Annotated in this window: 16 protein-coding genes and 1 pseudogene; 9 read left to right on the forward strand and 8 right to left on the reverse strand. The window is 65.2% G+C overall.

Annotated features, from left to right (window positions below):
- Positions 1-99: 99 nt before the first annotated feature.
- Entirely contained in the window at positions 100-1032 is a 933-nt protein-coding gene (locus ACYUME_RS07545; protein ID WP_279888903.1) for a LysR family transcriptional regulator, read from the forward strand.
- Positions 1033-1179: 147 nt separating this feature from the next.
- Here ACYUME_RS07545 and ACYUME_RS07550 read toward each other — a convergent pair whose 3' ends face one another.
- Both ACYUME_RS07550 and ACYUME_RS07555 read right to left on the reverse strand, forming a co-directional pair.
- Complete coding sequence (locus ACYUME_RS07550) at positions 1180-1662, reverse strand: GreA/GreB family elongation factor (protein WP_279888902.1); 483 nt, start codon at positions 1660-1662, stop codon at positions 1180-1182.
- Positions 1663-1664: 2 nt separating this feature from the next.
- Positions 1665-2051, reverse strand: a complete 387-nt coding sequence (locus ACYUME_RS07555; RefSeq protein ID WP_279888900.1) for a hypothetical protein — start codon at positions 2049-2051, stop codon at positions 1665-1667.
- 134 nt (positions 2052-2185) lie between these two features.
- Here ACYUME_RS07555 and earP point away from each other — a divergent pair, with 134 nt between their 5' ends.
- Both earP and efp read left to right on the forward strand, forming a co-directional pair.
- Entirely contained in the window at positions 2186-3319 is a 1134-nt protein-coding gene (gene earP, locus ACYUME_RS07560) for an elongation factor P maturation arginine rhamnosyltransferase EarP (RefSeq protein WP_460418471.1), read from the forward strand.
- Positions 3320-3367: 48 nt separating this feature from the next.
- The gene (efp, locus tag ACYUME_RS07565; RefSeq protein ID WP_060483780.1) at positions 3368-3937 is read left to right on the forward strand and encodes an elongation factor P; all 570 of its coding nucleotides are present in this window, start codon (positions 3368-3370) and stop codon (positions 3935-3937) included.
- A gap of 128 nt (positions 3938-4065) precedes the next feature.
- Here the strand turns inward: efp and ACYUME_RS07570 are convergent, their stop codons facing one another.
- The 3 genes from ACYUME_RS07570 to ACYUME_RS07580 form a co-directional block, all read right to left on the reverse strand.
- Positions 4066-4494 (reverse strand): organic hydroperoxide resistance protein, encoded by a 429-nt coding sequence (locus ACYUME_RS07570; RefSeq protein WP_023632623.1) that lies wholly within the window; start codon positions 4492-4494, stop codon positions 4066-4068.
- Positions 4495-4624: 130 nt separating this feature from the next.
- Positions 4625-5080, reverse strand: a complete 456-nt coding sequence (locus ACYUME_RS07575) for a MarR family winged helix-turn-helix transcriptional regulator (protein WP_279887240.1) — start codon at positions 5078-5080, stop codon at positions 4625-4627.
- A gap of 54 nt (positions 5081-5134) precedes the next feature.
- On the reverse strand, positions 5135-6091 hold the full coding sequence (locus ACYUME_RS07580; RefSeq protein ID WP_460418472.1) for a LysR family transcriptional regulator: 957 nt from the start codon (positions 6089-6091) through the stop codon (positions 5135-5137).
- A gap of 116 nt (positions 6092-6207) precedes the next feature.
- Between ACYUME_RS07580 and ACYUME_RS07585 the strand changes: the two genes are divergently transcribed.
- Positions 6208-6957 (forward strand): sulfite exporter TauE/SafE family protein, encoded by a 750-nt coding sequence (locus tag ACYUME_RS07585; RefSeq protein WP_279887236.1) that lies wholly within the window; start codon positions 6208-6210, stop codon positions 6955-6957.
- Between the two features lie 37 nt (positions 6958-6994).
- Here the strand turns inward: ACYUME_RS07585 and ACYUME_RS07590 are convergent, their stop codons facing one another.
- Positions 6995-7846: a LysR substrate-binding domain-containing protein gene (locus ACYUME_RS07590; protein ID WP_279887234.1), complete on the reverse strand. Its 852-nt coding sequence runs from the start codon at positions 7844-7846 to the stop codon at positions 6995-6997.
- 96 nt (positions 7847-7942) lie between these two features.
- On the opposite strand from ACYUME_RS07590, the gene ACYUME_RS07595 reads away from it, so the two are divergent.
- Together ACYUME_RS07595 and ACYUME_RS07600 are read left to right on the forward strand one after the other, a co-directional pair.
- The gene (locus ACYUME_RS07595) at positions 7943-8161 is read left to right on the forward strand and encodes a DUF1127 domain-containing protein (RefSeq protein WP_279887232.1); all 219 of its coding nucleotides are present in this window, start codon (positions 7943-7945) and stop codon (positions 8159-8161) included.
- A 112-nt stretch (positions 8162-8273) separates the two neighbouring features.
- The gene (locus ACYUME_RS07600; protein WP_460418473.1) at positions 8274-9494 is read left to right on the forward strand and encodes a winged helix-turn-helix domain-containing protein; all 1221 of its coding nucleotides are present in this window, start codon (positions 8274-8276) and stop codon (positions 9492-9494) included.
- On the opposite strand, the gene ACYUME_RS07605 is transcribed toward ACYUME_RS07600, so the two are convergent.
- Positions 9475-10821 carry a class II 3-deoxy-7-phosphoheptulonate synthase gene (locus ACYUME_RS07605; protein WP_460418474.1) on the reverse strand — a complete coding sequence of 449 codons (1347 nt, stop codon included), beginning with the start codon at positions 10819-10821 and terminating at the stop codon, positions 9475-9477. The two genes, ACYUME_RS07600 and ACYUME_RS07605, sit on opposite strands and share 20 nt — an antisense overlap.
- Positions 10822-10937: 116 nt before the next feature.
- Between ACYUME_RS07605 and ACYUME_RS07610 the strand changes: the two genes are divergently transcribed.
- Both ACYUME_RS07610 and ACYUME_RS07615 read left to right on the forward strand, forming a co-directional pair.
- On the forward strand, positions 10938-11693 hold the full coding sequence (locus ACYUME_RS07610; protein ID WP_460418475.1) for a spermidine synthase: 756 nt from the start codon (positions 10938-10940) through the stop codon (positions 11691-11693).
- 369 nt (positions 11694-12062) lie between these two features.
- Positions 12063-13773, forward strand: a pseudogene (locus tag ACYUME_RS07615) (DEAD/DEAH box helicase).
- Positions 13774-13899: 126 nt separating this feature from the next.
- Here the strand turns inward: ACYUME_RS07615 and ACYUME_RS07620 are convergent.
- Complete coding sequence (locus tag ACYUME_RS07620; RefSeq protein WP_460418476.1) at positions 13900-14652, reverse strand: DODA-type extradiol aromatic ring-opening family dioxygenase; 753 nt, start codon at positions 14650-14652, stop codon at positions 13900-13902.
- A 101-nt stretch (positions 14653-14753) separates the two neighbouring features.
- On the opposite strand from ACYUME_RS07620, the gene ACYUME_RS07625 reads away from it, so the two are divergent.
- Positions 14754-15404, forward strand: coding sequence for a thiopurine S-methyltransferase (locus tag ACYUME_RS07625; RefSeq protein WP_460418477.1), 651 nt, complete (start codon positions 14754-14756; stop codon positions 15402-15404).
- The last annotated feature ends 44 nt before the right edge of the window (positions 15405-15448 follow it).

Consider the following 15448-nt stretch of genomic DNA (forward strand, 5'->3'; position numbering starts at 1 on the left):
CCGGATGCCTTGGATGGACGCAGTATCGGCCCAAGATTGCATGCTGATAAGATGGCAATCGCGATATGCAGAGTAAACCTTTGGTTGGCAATCGATACCATGGAATCTTTCAGCAGCCTTGAATGTTTCGTGCGCAGCGCCGAGGTCGGCAGTTTCGCCGAAGCGGCCCGGCGCCTGTCCCTGACACCCGCGGCGGTGGGCAAGAATGTCGCTCAGCTGGAGGCGCGCCTGGGCGTGCGGCTGTTCCAGCGCAGTACGCGCAAGCTGACCCTGACCGAGGCCGGGCAGCGTTTTCTCGGCGAGGTCAGCGACAGCCTGCGCACCATCCAGTACGCCATGGCCAACCTGGCCAGTGCCGAGGGGCAACCGGCGGGTCTGCTGCGAGTGAGCATGGGCACGGTGTTCGGGCGCTTGTATGTGCTGCCGCTGCTGGGTGAGTTCCTGCGTCGCTACCCCGCGATCACCCCGGACTGGCACTTCGACAATCGTCAGGTCGACCTGATCGGGCAGGGCTTCGACGCCGCCATCGGCGGAGGCTTCGAGCTGCCGCTGGGCGTGGTGGCGCGCAAGCTGACCCCCGCGCACCGGGTGCTGGTAGCGGCGCCGGCCTATCTGCGGCGGCACGCCCTGATCGATCATCCACAGGTGTTGCAGGCCCATGCAGGCATTTTGATCCGCTCGCCGCAGACCGGTCGGGTGCGCGCCTGGCCACTGACCAGTCGCTGGCAGGAGCAATGCCCGCTGCAACTGCCGCAGAGCATGACCATGAGCGACTCCGACGCCGCGTGCGCGGTGGCCGAGCAGGGGCTGGGCATCGCGCTGGTGAGCCTGCCGTTCGCGGTGCCATACCTCAGCGCCGGGCGCCTGTGCCGGGTGTTGCCCGACTGGTACGTGGACGATGGCAACATCAGCCTGTACTACGCCGAGCACAAGCTGCTGCCGGGCAAGACCCGGGCCTTCATCGATTTCGTGGTCGAGCAGTTCGCCGAGCAAGGGTTGGCGCAGCGGTTCGATGCGCTGCAATGTCATTGATGCCCATTGCACTGCCCTGTAGAGACGTGCCAGCCCTGTGGGAGCGGGTTTACCCGCGAACACCAGCGAAGCTGGTGCCCTTCACCGCCCTGCCTGATTCGCGGGTAAACCCGCTCCCACAGGGGCCTGCTGAATAAACAGGCTCGCTCAGGCGATAGCGATGATGAACTGCACCTGCGCCACTCCAGCCACCACCAGGCCTACTTCGTCATCCACCCGCTTGCCGAGCAGTTGCTGCCCCAGCGGCGCACGCGGGGTGATCACCGTCACCAGCCCATCTCCCTCACCCACCTTCAGCCCGGCACCTTCCGGCCCGAGGAACAGCCGGCGCCGCTGGCCCGCCTCATCTTCCAGGGTCACCAGGCAACCGATCTGGATCCCCCGAGCCGGGTCGTAATCGCGTAGCACCAGTTGCTGGTAGGTCAGCAGCGCCTGGCGGATCTCGGCCGTGCGCCGGGCCTGCCCAGTAGCCAGGTAAGACGCCTCCAGCCCTAGGGTGTCGTACTTGTTCTCGGCGATGTTCTCTTCGGCGGTGGCGGCCTCGTAGGCGGTCTGCGCGGCGCGGCGCAACACCTCCATGTCGTGCTCGAGGGTGGCGATGATGCGTTGCAGCAGGCTGGCCTTGTCCATGATCAGTAGCAGAACTCCAGCACGTTGGCCTGGCTCTTGTCGGTCGGCGCGGTGCGGTTCTGCTGCAGCCAGAACTGGCACTTGGGGCTGCCGAGGTTGCGCGGGTTGCCCTGGGCGGCATCGGCGGCCTGTTGCAGCTCTTGCTTGTGCAGTATCTCCTTGTACTGCTCGAACATCCGTGCCTGTGCATCGACCGGTTGTGCCGGAGCAGGCTGGCGCGTTGTCGGCGCGAGGGCCTGGGTCAGCGGTTGCACCTGATCCGGCCACAACCGCAGGGCCAGCCACAGGCTCACGGCGATGGCCAGCGCGCCGAGCCACAGGCCGAAGGCCACGCACAGGATCAACTGCATGGGCTTCAAGGTAATCTTCAGTTCGCGGGAGCGGGGCATGCTGGCCTCCTGGCAGGCGTATCGTATGGCGGCATTCTCGCACGGCGCGGCGGATTTTTTCAGCGCTGCACTTTTGTTGGCGGGCGTTTGTCCGCAAAATTCGCGGTCTTTTTCGCAGGTAACGGAACGTGGCGATGAAAACCACCTGGGACATCTTCTGCACGGTCGTCGACAACTATGGCGACATTGGCGTCACCTGGCGCCTGGCCCGTCAGTTGGCGGGCGAGCACGACCTGGCGGTACGCCTGTGGGTGGACGACCTGCATGCCTTCGTGCGCCTGTGCCCCGAGGCGGACAGCCAGGTCGGGCGGCAGTGGCAACAGGGGGTCGAGGTGCGCCACTGGCCCGTCGAATGGCAGGGCGCGGAGCCGGCACAGGTGGTGGTGGGCGCCTTCGCCTGTCAACTGCCGCAAGGCTATGTCGAGGCCATGAGCCAGCAACCCACGCCGCCATTGTGGTTGAACCTCGAGTATTTGAGCGCCGAAGATTGGGTGGAGGGTTGCCATGGGTTGCCGTCACCTCAGGCCAATGGGCTGCGCAAGATCTTCTTCTTCCCCGGCTTCACGCAGCAGACCGGTGGTCTGCTGCGTGAGGCTTCCCTGCTGCCACGCAGCGAAGCGTTCCGGCACACGCCGGGCGAGCGGGCGAGGTTCCTGGCGGGGCTGGGCATCCAGCCCACGGACGGTACGCGACTGGTTTCTCTGTTCGCCTACGAGAACCCGCAACTGGGTGACTGGCTCGATGCGCTGGCCAGCGACGCACAGCCCACTCACCTGCTGGTCCCGCAAGGGCGCATCCTGGGGGACCTTGGCCATTGGCTGGGGGAGGGCGACTTGCCCGTGGGCGCGCTCCATCGGCGTGGAGCCCTGACCGTGCAGGTCCTGCCTTTCGTCAGCCAGGACGACTACGACCGGCTGCTGTGGAGCTGCGATTTCAACGCCGTGCGCGGCGAGGACTCCTTCGTGCGGGCGCAATGGGCCGGCGTGCCGATGCTGTGGCACATCTATGTCCAGGAAGAAAACGCCCACTGGGAAAAGCTCGAGGCCTTTCTCGCCCTTTATCGACGCGGGCTGTCGGATGCGGCTGGCCAGGCGCTGACCGGGTTGTGGCGCGCCTGGAACATGGATCAGCCGATGGGCCAGGCCTGGCGGGCGCTGCAACCGCACTGGGACGAAGTCCGCGAACACGCCTGCCAGTGGCAGGCCGCCCAAGCCGCTCGGCCGGACCTTGCCACGAGGCTGGTGCAGTTTTACCGAAATTCGCTATGATACGCGGCCTCGATTTTTATAAATCCATCCAGATTCGGATACTTCGTAATGAAAACTGGTAAAGAACTGAAACCCGGTACCGTACTGCGGATCGACAACGACCCGTGGCTGGTTCAGAAAGCTGAGTTCACCAAGTCGGGCCGTAACAGCGCGATCATGAAGACCAAGCTGAAGAACCTGCTGACCGGCTACAAGACCGAAACCGTATACGGTGCGGACGACAAGCTGGACGACGTGATCCTGGATCGCAAAGAAGCGACCCTGTCGTTCATCAGCGGTGACTCGTACACCTTCATGGACACCACCGACTACACCATGTACGAACTGAACGCCGAAGACATCGACGCCGTTCTGCCGTACATCGAAGAAGGCATGGAAGACATCTGCGAAGCCGTGTTCTTCGAAGGCCGCCTGGTATCGGTCGAACTGCCGACCACCATCAGCCGTCAAGTGGTCTACACCGAGAACGCCGCCCGTGGCGACACCTCGGGCAAGGTCATGAAGCCTGCCAAGCTGAAGAACGGTACCGAGATCTCGGTCGCCGACTTCATCCAGATCGACGAGTGGATCGACATCGACACTCGCGACAACAGCTTCAAGGGCCGTTCCAAGAAGTAATCCTTCTTGTGATGAGCACGAAGAACCCGGCCTCGGCCGGGTTTTTTTGTGCCTGTGAAACCGTGTCGCCTTCATCGCGGGGCAAGCCCGCTCCCACGTGGGAGCGGGCTTGCCCCGCGATGGCGTCCTCAGACAGTCACATGCAACCGCACATCCACATTGCCACGGGTGGCGTTGGAGTAAGGGCAGACCTTGTGCGCCTTTTCCACCAGCCCTTCGGCGTCGGCCTGGGCCAGGCCCGGCAGGTTGATATGCAGGTCGATGTCCAGGCCGAAACCACCGGGGATCTGGCCGATGCCGACCTTGGCGGTGATCGAGGCGTCCGCCGGCAGGGCTTTTTTCTCCTGCCCGGCGACGAACTTCAGCGCGCCGATGAAGCAGGCCGAGTAGCCGGCGGCGAACATCTGCTCAGGGTTGGTACCGTCACCGCCCGCGCCACCCAGTTCCTTGGGGGTGCTCAGCTTGACCTCCAGCTTGCCGTCGCTGGAGCGGGATTTGCCATCACGGCCGCCAGTGGAAGTGGCTTCGGCGATGTACAGCGGAGTGACCTTTTGCATCTTGAGCCTCGCTTGGGTGCTGTGCGCCATCGGCGCTGAGTGGGTATGGGTTTAAATTAGCGCGCAATTATTTAGTGCGCAAGTTAAATGTTTGGCCATTCATCGGCACGGCCATCTCACAGCTTAGTCGTCAGAGGCTTTCTTGCAGCTGCGTACGCAGGGCGAGCAGGTCGGCCTGTAGCTTGCGCAGCTGCTCGGCGCTGTGGCCGCTGGCCTGCAGGATGCACTGCGGCACGCGCCGGGCCTCGGCGTGCAGGGCGCGCCCCTTGTCGGTCAGTTGCACCAGCACAACCCGTTCGTCTTCACGGCTGCGGCTGCGCTTGAGCAGGCCTTCGCCTTCCAGGCGCTTGAGCAACGGGGTCAGCGAGCCGGGGTCGGTCAGCAGGCGCTGGCTGATCTCGCCCACGGTCAGGCCGTCCTGCTCCCACAAGACGAGCATGGCCAGGTACTGCGGGTAGGTCAGGCCCAGGGCCTGAAGCAGGGGCTTGTAGACCTTGGTCATCAGCAACGAGGTCGAGTGCAGGGCGAAGCAGACCTGGTTGTCCAGCAGCAGCTCGTCGCAGGGGGCTTGGGTGTCGGCGTTCATGCAGGTCCTTGAATCGGTGAGAGTGAAAATCTAGCACGCCAGTGCTTGGTGCGCTCATTGCCAGCGCAGTTCGCTGCGCAGCGCCAGGTCCCAAGGCGGGATCGGACTGAACCGGCTCTTGAGGAATTCGAGCAGCAAGCGGCTGCGAGAGTTCGTTTCATGTGCCAGGCGCAGCGCATAGACGCCGCTGCTCTCGGGCGCGGGCAGGCCGTTGTCGCAGAACAACGGGACCAGTTCGCCACGCAGCAGGTAATCGCTGATCAGCCAGGTGGGCAGGTGGGCCACGCCCAGCCCGGCCAAGGCGCCGAACAACAGGGTCTCGGCATTGTTGGCGGCCATGCGGATGCGTGTCGGTCGATACAGGCGGGTCTGCCCGTGGACCTCGAAGCGCCAGGCGAATGGCGGGGCCAGTCCGTCCCAGTCGAGGCCATCATGCCCGGGTAGCTGGCTGGGGCAGTCCGGCACTCCGCGGCTGGCCAGGTAGGCCGGGCTGGCGCAGGCGATACGCACCATGTAGGCCAGGGGCGTGGCCACCAGCCGAGTATCGGCCAGGGGGCCGGCGCGCAGCACCAGGTCGACTTCACCCAGGTGGCTGCCGTGCAGGTCGACGAAGCTGTCGATCAGGCGCAACTGCACATCGAGCCCGGGGTAGGCGACCAGGAAATCGGCAATGGCCGGTGCCAGGTGGCGACGGCCAAAGGCGGCGGGGGCGTCGATGCGGATCAGGCCTTCTGGCGCGTTGCTCAACGACACCGCTTCGGCGCGGGCCAGGCGCAGTTCCTCGATGATGCGCCGTGCCCGTTCGGCGAAGGCGTTGCCCGCCGAGGTGGGGCGCACGGCGTGGGTGCTGCGCGAGAACAGACGGCTGCCGACCGCGCTTTCCAGGTTGTCGATGCGTCGGGCCACGGCCGAAGGGGTCAGCGGATGGCGGCGGGCGGCCGCGGAGAAACTGCCGGTTTCCAGCACGTCGAGGAACAGGCTCAGTTGTTCGGTGAGGGCATCGGGGCTCATGGCATCTCTGCTTGTGCGAATAGCGCAAAGCCATTGTGCGCTGCTATGCGTTTCCCCGCCAGCAGCGACTGGGTAGCATGCCGCTCATCTTCTCAATGCAGGCGAACGAGGCCCGGATGATCGAGTGGTTGATGTACATCGTGTTGGGCGCGGCCCTGGGCACCCTGGGCGGCCTGTTCGGCATTGGCGGCGGGCTGATCGCCATTCCGGCGCTGGGCGTGCTGTTCGGCCTCGACCAGCAGCTGGCCCAGGGCACCGCGTTGGTGATGGTGGTGCCCAACGTGCTGCTGGCGTTGTGGCGCTATCACCAGCGCAACCGCATCGAGCTGCGTCATGCGCTGCCGCTGTCGCTGTGCAGCTTTGTGTTTGCCTGGCTGGGCGCGATCTGGGCGGTGGGCATCGATGCGAAGTCGATGCGCCTGTACTTTGTCGGTTTCCTGGTGATCCTGGCCGTGTGGAACGTGGCGCGGATGTTCCTCCCGGTGCGGCCACCGAGCAACCAGCTGCGCTACCCATGGCCGTGGCTGGGCGTGCTGGGCGGTTTCGCCGGGACCATGGGCGGGTTGTTCGGCGTAGGCGGAGCGGTGGTTGCCACGCCGATACTGACCTCCGTGTTCGGCACCACCCAGGTGGTGGCCCAGGGACTGTCGCTGGCGTTGGCGGCGCCCAGTACCCTGGTGACGTTGGTGACCTATGGGGTGCACCAGAGTGTCGACTGGAGCATTGGCGTTCCGCTGGCAGTGGGTGGGTTGCTGAGCATCAGTTGGGGGGTGAAGCTGGCCCACGCGTTGCCGGAGAAGGTGTTGCGCACGCTGTTCTGCGGGTTTTTGGTGGTGTGTGCGGTGATGCTTGGGTTCGAGCTTTAGTATGTAGGGGCTGCGTAGCAGCCCCGGATCCCATCCTTCATTTGAACCCTTCGACGATGTACTCGGCCATGCAGTCGGTGATCGGCGAGTGCTGATGATCGTTGCGCAGCAGCATCACATTGGCCATGTGCAACTGCGGCAGGCCGTCGTCTTCGTCGAGGATGCGCAGCTCACCCCCGATCAGGCTCTGCAGTTGCGCGGTCACCGCCAGGCCCGCGGTGACGATGGCGAAGATCGCCGCCAGGCTCGGGCTGGTATAGGCGATGCGGTACTCGATACCCTGGCGCTCCAGGGCGTTGCAGGCCCAGACCCGGCAGAAGCAGTCGGCGTTGAACATCGCCAGCGGCATCGGTTGCTGCTCGTGGGGGCAGAACCCCTTGGCCGCGGCCCAGACCAGGCGTTCCTGGCGCAGCAACTGGCCGATCTCGTTGCCCGGCTCGCGGGTGACGATGGTCAGGTCGAGGTCCTGGCGCAGCATCAGTTGCTTGGACGAGTCGCAATGCACCTCGACATGGATCAGCGGATACGCCTGGGCGAAGCGGGTGAGAATGCCCGGCAGGTAGCGCATGGCGTAGTCGTCCGGGGTGCCGATGCGCACCATTCCGACCATGTGCGGCATGCGCAGGGTATTGAACACCTCGCCGTGCAGCTTGAGGATACGTCGGGCATAGCCCAGCAAGACCTGGCCCTCGGCGGTCAGGCGCACCTGGCGGCCGTCGCGTTCGAACAGCTGGCGCTGCAGGATGTCTTCCTCCAGTCGCTTCATCTGCATGCTCACCGCCGACTGGGTGCGATTGACCACTTCCCCGGCGCGGGTGAACCCGCCTTGTTCGGCAATGGCGACAAAGGTGCGCAGCACATCGGCATCGAGACTCTGATACTGGGACATGGCATCAATCTCCGAGATGCATGGCATCAGAAACATTCGTTGGATTGATCTTAGGCCTGGGTCGAAACTGAAGCCATCCACAAGGAGGGCGTCAAGATGAAAGGTCATTTCAACGTTGCTCACCAGCCTGTGTCGTCCCTGAACCACTGGCTGCACGATGCCGGTGGCGTGCTGTTGCGCTGGTATGAACTGCACCGCCAGCGCGAGGAACTGGCACGCCTGAGCGATGCCACGCTGCACGACCTGGGGCTGTCGCGAGCGGATATCCAGCAGGAGGCCGACCGGCATTTTTGGGAGGATCCGTTGCGCAAATGAGGGGGACTCCAATCGCGGGTCAAGCCCGCTCCCACGAAAGTAATGGTGCGTGGGAGCGGGCTTGACCCGCGATTGCGTCTTTACTGTCTGAACACCAGACGGAGCTCGTCTTATGCCCCTCAACCTGTCCATTTCCCAGGCCCGCCGCCTGGCCTTGTCCGCCCAGGGCTTCGGCAAGCCACCCGCCGCGCCGCCGAGCCAGGCCAGCCTCACCCGCATGCTCCAGCGCCTGGGCGTGGTGCAGATCGATTCGGTCAACGCCCTGGTCCGCTCCCACTATCTGCCGCTGTTCTCCCGCCTGGGCAACTACCCGCAGGCCGCCCTCGACCAGCTCGCCTGGGGCAAGAACCGTCAGCGCCGGGTGTTCGAGTATTGGGGCCACGAAGCATCCCTGTTGCCGCTGGAGCTGTATCCGCTGATGCGTTGGCGCATGGCCCACGCCACGCAAGGCCAGGGCATCTATCGGCAACTGGCTGCGTTCGGTCGCGAGCGGCGCGAGGTGATCGACCGGGTGCTGGCGGCGGTGCGCGACCAGGGTGCCTTGGGCGCGGGCAGTCTGTCCACGCGGCAGGAGCGCGCCGGGCCCTGGTGGGACTGGAGCGAGGAAAAGCATGCGCTGGAATGGCTGTTCGCCGCTGGCGAGGTCACGGTGGCCGGGCGTCGTGGTTTCGAGCGTCTGTACGACCTGCCTGAACGGGTCTTGCCGACGGCCATTCTCGATCAGCCTCCGGTCAGCGAAACCGAGGCGCATCAGGGGCTGATGCTGCACGCTGCCGGCGCGTTGGGCGTGGCCACCGAGCAGGACCTGCGCGACTACTTCCGCCTGGCGCCGCAACAGAGCAAGGCCGCGCTGGTCGAGCTGCTGGCGGACGGGCGCTTGCAGGTCTGCGCCGTGCAAGGCTGGAAACAGCCAGCCTATGTAGCAGGCACGCCACGGATTCCCCGGCGAATCGAGGCCAGCGCCTTGCTCTCGCCGTTCGATTCACTGGTCTGGGCGCGCAGCCGTACCGAGCGCTTGTTCGATTTCCGCTATCGCCTGGAGATCTACACCCCGGCGCATAAACGGGTGTATGGCTACTACGTGCTGCCGTTCCTGTACGAGGGCCGCATCGTTGCGCGCCTGGACCTGCGCGCCGAACGCGCCCATGGATGCCTGGCGGTGCATGCCGTGCATGAAGAGGAAGCAGGGCTGGGGGAGGAGGGTTACCAGGCGCTGGTAGCCGCTTTGCACGCGCTGGCCGGTTGGCTTGGCCTGGAGCGGGTGCGGCTCGGCTGCCCCCGTGTCGAGGGCAGCCGGTTGCGTCAGGCGTTGCTCAGCGGCGCACCTGCTTGAGGGTTTCGGCGATCAGGAAGGCCAGCTCCAGCGACTGATCGGCGTTCATGCGCGGGTCACAGTGGGTGTGGTAGCGGTCGCAGAGGGCATCCTCGGTGATCGGCCGGGCGCCGCCGATGCACTCGGTGACGTTCTGCCCGGTCATCTCGATATGGATGCCGCCGGCATGGCTGCCTTCGGCCTGGTGCACCTGGAAGAACTGCTTGACCTCGTCGAGGATCTGCGCGAAATCGCGGGTCTTGTAGCCGCTGCTGGCCTTGATGGTGTTGCCGTGCATCGGGTCGGAGCTCCACAGCACCTGGCGCCCCTCGCGCTGCACGGTACGGATCAACCCCGGCAGGTGGTCGCCGACCTTGCCGGCGCCCATGCGCACGATCAGGTTGAGACGACCTGGGTCGTTGTCCGGGTTGAGCACATCGATCAGGCGGATCAGCTCTTCGGGGTTCATGCTCGGGCCGACCTTGACCCCGATCGGATTGTGCACGCCGCGCAGGAACTCGACGTGGGCACCGTCCAGCTGGCGAGTGCGATCGCCGATCCACAGCATGTGCGCCGAGCAGTCGTAGTGGTCGCCAGTCAGGCTGTCGCGGCGCACGAAAGCTTGCTCGTAGTTGAGCAGCAGCGCTTCGTGGGCGGTGAAGAAACTGGTTTCGCGCAGCTGTGGCGCGCTGTCCAGGCCGCAGGCGCGCATGAACGCCAAGGTTTCGTCGATGCGGTTGGCCAACTGATGGTACTTGTCGGCCAGCGCCGAGTTGGCGATGAAGTCCAGGTTCCACTTGTGCACCTGGTGCAGGTCGGCGAAGCCGCCCTGGGCGAAGGCCCGCAGCAGGTTGAGGCTGGCGGTGGCCTGGTGGTAGGCCTGCAGCAGGCGCTCCGGATCGGGCGCGCGGCTGGCGGCGTCGAAGCCGATGCCGTTGACGATGTCGCCACGGTACGCCGGCAGCGTGACATTGCCGATGGTCTCGTCATTGGCCGAGCGTGGCTTGGCGAACTGTCCCGCCATGCGCCCGACCTTGACCACCGGGCAGCCGGCGGCGAAGGTCATGACGATGGCCATCTGCAGCAGCACCTTGAAGGTGTCGCGGATCTTCGCCGCCGAGAACTCGGCGAAGCTCTCGGCGCAGTCGCCGCCCTGGAGCAGGAACGCCCGGCCCTGGGTGACCTCGGCGAACTGCCGGCGCAGTTCGCGCGCTTCGCCGGCGAACACCAGCGGCGGGTAGCTGGCCAGCGTCTGCTCGACCTTGGCCAGGTGCGCGGCGTCAGGGTAGACGGGTTGTTGCTGGATCGGCAGGGCGCGCCAGCTGTCGGGGCTCCAGGGTTGGGTCATCGCAGGCTCTATCTATTCTGTGGGTTCAGGCGTACCTGCCATGGTACAGCCGCCGGCGTGCTTGTTGCACCACCGGCATTGGCGGACAATGCGCGTTTTGCGCAGGCGGTGGTGGGATGGCGACGGAGCGGGAAGAGCGGCTGCTGGCACGGGTCGAGGATGCCTTTGGCATCATCAGCGTGTACGAGGTGGAGGATTACCGCTTCCTCGAGTTCGGCGACGCCATCGAGCAGAGCTGCACCTTCATGGCCGATCCCAGCTGGCTGGAGTACGACTACACCCGCGCCATGCTGGTCGGCGCGCTGTGCCATGAGCAGCCCGAGAGCGCGCTGTTCCTCGGTCTGGGCGCCGGCACCTTGACCCAGGCCTGCCTGAAGTTCCTGCCCCTGGAGGATGTCGAAGCCATCGAGCTGCGTCCCGACGTGCCGCGCCTGGCCATGGAGTACCTGGGCCTGGACGACGATCCGCGTCTGTACGTGCGGGTGGGCGATGCCATCGAGCTGCTGCCCACGGCGGAGAAAACCGACCTGCTGTTCGTCGACCTCTATACCGATCATGGGCCGGGTGTCGCGCACCTGGCCTGGGGCTTCCTGGAGAATTGCCAGAAGCAGCTCAACCCCGGGGGCTGGCTGGTGATCAACCAGTGGGCCGGCGACGATGGCCGGCCGTTGGGCGCGGCATTGCTGCGCGGGCTGTACCACCGGCACTACTGGGAGTTGCCGGTGAAGGAGGGCAATGTGATCCTGCTGGTGCCGGCAGACCTGGAGCAGCGTCTGGACATCGATGGCCTGCGCGCCCGGGCCGAGGCGCTGGCGCCGCGGTTGGGGTATTCGCTGGAGTACCTGATCAGCGCAGTGCGCCCGGCCAGTTGAACGCCATCGCGGGGCAAGCCCGCTCCCACGAAACCTGTCACCCTGTGAGCGGGCTTCGTGGGAGCGGGCTTGCCCCGCGATAAGGTCTCTGAAGGAAACGTTTCAGCCGATGCTAAATAATGGCTGTTTACTGGCCTTTTTCACTGAAATATTTCTCACGGTTTTCGGCGAATTCGGGTATAGTACGCGCCGGTCTTTCAGCGGACCTCAAAATCAGGTGGTGCAAATCCTCCGAATCCAGCTTCGGCTGCGCGTCCGCTAGGCGGACTTCCCCAAGACGTTCCCATTTTCAATCGTTTTCGCAAATCCCCGCCGCCAAAGCTGCCTGGGTGACCTTCTGGTCTTTCAAGGCATGTGCAGTTTTGGAGCATGGGTCTTTGCGGATGCACCTAGAGGCAGACCCATGACCCAGGAAACCGGCGGATTCGCCGCTCTCGATCTCAATCCGAACATCGTTGCTGCCGTCCTGGCCACCGGCTATGAAGAGCCGTCGGCCATCCAGCAACAGTCGATCCCGATCATCCTCGCCGGTCACGACATGATCGGCCAGGCGCAGACTGGCACCGGCAAGACCGCTGCCTTCGCCCTGCCGATCCTCAACAAGATCGACGTGAGCAAGCGCGAACCGCAAGCCCTGATCCTGGCGCCAACCCGTGAGTTGGCGCTGCAAGTAGCCACCGCTTTCGAAACCTACGCCAAGCAGATGCCGGGCGTTAACGTGGTGGCCGTGTACGGTGGTGCCCCGATGGGCCCACAGCTGCGTGCCATTCGCAATGGCGCACAGATCGTCGTCGCCACCCCTGGTCGTCTGTGCGACCACCTGCGCCGTGACGAAAAAGTCCTGTCCACCGTGCAGTACCTGGTACTGGACGAAGCGGACGAGATGCTCAAGCTCGGCTTCATGGACGACCTCGAAGTGATCTTCGACGCCATCCCCGCGTCGCGCCAGACCGTGCTGTTCTCCGCCACCCTGCCATCGTCGATCCGTTCGATCGCCGAGCGTCATCTGCGCGAGCCCAAGCACGTCAAGATCCAGAGCAAGACCCAGACCGTCACCGCGATCGACCAGGCCCACCTGATGGTCCACGCCGACCAGAAGATCCCGGCCGTGCTGCGTCTGCTGGAGGTCGAGGAATTCGACGCGCTGATCGCCTTCGTGCGTACCAAGCAAGCCACCCTGGACCTGGCCGCCGCGCTGGAAGCCAAGGGCTACAAGGCTGCCGCGTTGAACGGCGACATCGCCCAGAACCAGCGTGAGCGTGTGATCGACTCGCTCAAGGATGGTCGCCTGGACATCGTCGTCGCCACCGACGTCGCTGCCCGTGGCCTGGACGTGCCGCGCATCACCCACGTGTTCAACGTCGACATGCCGTACGACCCGGAGTCCTACGTACACCGCATCGGCCGTACCGGCCGTGCCGGTCGCGATGGCCGCGCGCTGCTGCTGGTCACTCCGCGCGAGCGCCGCATGCTGCAGGTGATCGAGCGTGTCACCGGGCAGAAAGTCGCTGAAGCTCGCCTGCCTAACCCGCAAGCCGTGCTGGATGCGCGCATCAAGAAGCTGACCAAGAGCCTGGCGCCGCTGGTGGCCGAGTCCGAGGCCAGCCACGGCGAGCTGTTCGACCGTCTGACCGCCGACCTGGGTTGCACCCCGCGTGCCCTGGCCGCGGCCCTGCTGCGCAAGGCCACCAACGGCCAGGCGCTGGATCTGGCTTCGGTGGAGCGCGAGCAGCCGCTGGTACCGACCTATGCCCCGCGTGAGCGTGGTGAGCGTACCGAGCGCGGCGAGCGTCCGGACCGTGGTGACCGCGAGCGCCGCGCGCCGATGCCGCTGGCCGAAGGCCGCGTGCGTTGCCGTACCGCCCTGGGTGCCCGTGATGGCATCGCCGCCAAGAACCTGCTGGGCGCGATCCTCAACGAAGGTGGCCTGGCGCGTGATGCCATCGGCCGCATTCAGGTGCGTGACAGCTTCAGCCTGGTCGAGCTGCCGGAAGACGGCCTCGAGCGCCTGCTGACCAAGCTCAAGGACACCCGCGTTGCCGGCAAGCAGCTGAAGCTGCGCCGCTACCGCGAGGACTGATCCTGGCGCTGCAATGAAAAATCCCCGGCCTGTTGGTCGGGGATTTTTTTTGCCTGTTCCGAGCTCTTCGCGGGTGTCGCGCCAGGCTGGAGCCTGTGGGAGCGGGCTTACCCGCGAAGAGGCCCGTCAGTCGAACCGATAGATATCCATCCCCAACGCCCCCAGCGTGAACCCCTGGTGCACGATGCCAAACTGCCCGCCAGCCCCCATGGCAAAGAACAACGGCAGCAGATGTTCATCGCTGGGATGATTGCGCGCCGCAAACGGCGCCTGTCGCCGATAGTCCACGAGTGCGACCTCGTCATCGGCCCCCAGTTGTGCCACTACCCAGTCACGAAAAGTCCGCGCCCAAGGCTCGACCGCATCCGCTCCTGCATGCCAGTCCAGTTCACCCAGGTTGTGGGTGATGCTGCCCGAGCCGATCAGCAGGATACCTTCCTCGCGTAGCGCCGCCAGGGCCTGGCCGACTTTCAGTTGCAGGGCGGGGCCGGCCTGGCTGGGCAGCGACACCTGGATCACCGGGATATCCGCCTGCGGGTACATCAGTGACAGCGGTACCCAGGCGCCGTGATCGAATGGCCGTTGGTCATCCAGCTTGGCCCCCAGCCGCTCGGCAATGCGACTGGCCAGTGCCGGTTCGCCAGGTGCCGGGTACTGCACGGCGTAGAGCGCGGCAGGAAAGCCATGGAAGTCATGCCAGGTCCGTGGCTGCGGATTGGCCATGACCAGCAGCTCGCGGCTCTCCCAATGCGCCGACACCAGCACGATCGCCTTCGGCCGGGGCAGGGCGCGGGCCAACCCGGCCAGCGCCGGGCCGCTGGCGCCCGGTTGCAGGGCGAGCATGGGCGAACCGTGGGAAATGAACAGGCTGGGCAGCATGGCGGGGTCCTGGCAGGTAAGATGCTGCCATCTTCGATCAGCCTACGATCGAGATCCAATATAAGTTTTTACAGCTACTTATCGAAAAAGCGGGAGGGTTCATGGAGCCAGCGTTTTGGCACAAGCGGTGGGCGGACAACCAGATCGGCTTTCACCAACCCCAGGTGAATCCGTACCTGCAGGCGCACTGGCCGACGCTGGGCCTGGCCCAGGGCTCGCAGGTGCTGGTGCCGCTGTGTGGCAAGAGCCTGGACCTGCTCTGGCTGGCCGCCCAAGGCTATCGGGTGCTGGGGGTGGAGCTGTCGCGCAGGGCGGTGGCGGACTTCTTCACCGAACATGGCCTGGTGGCGCAGATTGCCCAGCACGGTGCCTTCGAGGTGTGGCGCAGCGACGAGGTGGAGCTGTGGTGCGGGGACGTGTTCGCGCTGCGCGCCGAGGATCTGGCGGATTGCGCAGGGGTATATGACCGGGCGGCGCTGATCGCTTTGCCGCTGGCGATGCGCGAGCGCTACATGGCGTTGTTGGGCGAGCAGTTACCGGCGGCCTGTCGGGGGCTGCTGGTGACCCTGGATTACGATCAGGGATTGATCGACGGGCCGCCGTTCTCGGTGCCGGACGCCGAAGTGCGGGCTGGGTTTGCCGGGTGGTGGGTCGATGAGGTGGAGGCGCGGGAGATTCTGGGCGAGAGTCCGAAGTTTTTGAAGGCTGGTGTTGAAAGCCTGGTAGAGCGAGTCTATCGGCTAGGACGCTGAGCTGGCACTGTCGCGCTGGGAACTGTCCCCTGTGGGAGCGGCCG

This window comes from Pseudomonas sp. microsymbiont 2 (assembly GCF_054788395.1).

Excerpts from the sequence above, each read along its gene's own strand:
- ACYUME_RS07595 (WP_279887232.1), top strand. The coding sequence starts at position 7,943 with ATGAAAGGTCATTTCAACGTTGCTCACCAGCCTGTGTCGTCCCTGAAC.
- efp (WP_060483780.1), top strand. The coding sequence starts at position 3,368 with ATGAAAACTGGTAAAGAACTGAAACCCGGTACCGTACTGCGGATCGAC.
- ACYUME_RS07605 (WP_460418474.1), bottom strand. The coding sequence starts at position 10,821 with ATGACCCAACCCTGGAGCCCCGACAGCTGGCGCGCCCTGCCGATCCAG.
- ACYUME_RS07610 (WP_460418475.1), top strand. The coding sequence starts at position 10,938 with ATGGCGACGGAGCGGGAAGAGCGGCTGCTGGCACGGGTCGAGGATGCC.
- ACYUME_RS07580 (WP_460418472.1), bottom strand. The coding sequence starts at position 6,091 with ATGAGCCCCGATGCCCTCACCGAACAACTGAGCCTGTTCCTCGACGTG.
- ACYUME_RS07555 (WP_279888900.1), bottom strand. The coding sequence starts at position 2,051 with ATGCCCCGCTCCCGCGAACTGAAGATTACCTTGAAGCCCATGCAGTTG.
- ACYUME_RS07550 (WP_279888902.1), bottom strand. The coding sequence starts at position 1,662 with ATGGACAAGGCCAGCCTGCTGCAACGCATCATCGCCACCCTCGAGCAC.
- ACYUME_RS07585 (WP_279887236.1), top strand. The coding sequence starts at position 6,208 with ATGATCGAGTGGTTGATGTACATCGTGTTGGGCGCGGCCCTGGGCACC.
- ACYUME_RS07570 (WP_023632623.1), bottom strand. The coding sequence starts at position 4,494 with ATGCAAAAGGTCACTCCGCTGTACATCGCCGAAGCCACTTCCACTGGC.
- ACYUME_RS07600 (WP_460418473.1), top strand. The coding sequence starts at position 8,274 with ATGCCCCTCAACCTGTCCATTTCCCAGGCCCGCCGCCTGGCCTTGTCC.
- ACYUME_RS07575 (WP_279887240.1), bottom strand. The coding sequence starts at position 5,080 with ATGAACGCCGACACCCAAGCCCCCTGCGACGAGCTGCTGCTGGACAAC.
- ACYUME_RS07545 (WP_279888903.1), top strand. The coding sequence starts at position 100 with ATGGAATCTTTCAGCAGCCTTGAATGTTTCGTGCGCAGCGCCGAGGTC.
- ACYUME_RS07590 (WP_279887234.1), bottom strand. The coding sequence starts at position 7,846 with ATGTCCCAGTATCAGAGTCTCGATGCCGATGTGCTGCGCACCTTTGTC.
- ACYUME_RS07620 (WP_460418476.1), bottom strand. The coding sequence starts at position 14,652 with ATGCTGCCCAGCCTGTTCATTTCCCACGGTTCGCCCATGCTCGCCCTG.
- ACYUME_RS07625 (WP_460418477.1), top strand. The coding sequence starts at position 14,754 with ATGGAGCCAGCGTTTTGGCACAAGCGGTGGGCGGACAACCAGATCGGC.
- earP (WP_460418471.1), top strand. The coding sequence starts at position 2,186 with ATGAAAACCACCTGGGACATCTTCTGCACGGTCGTCGACAACTATGGC.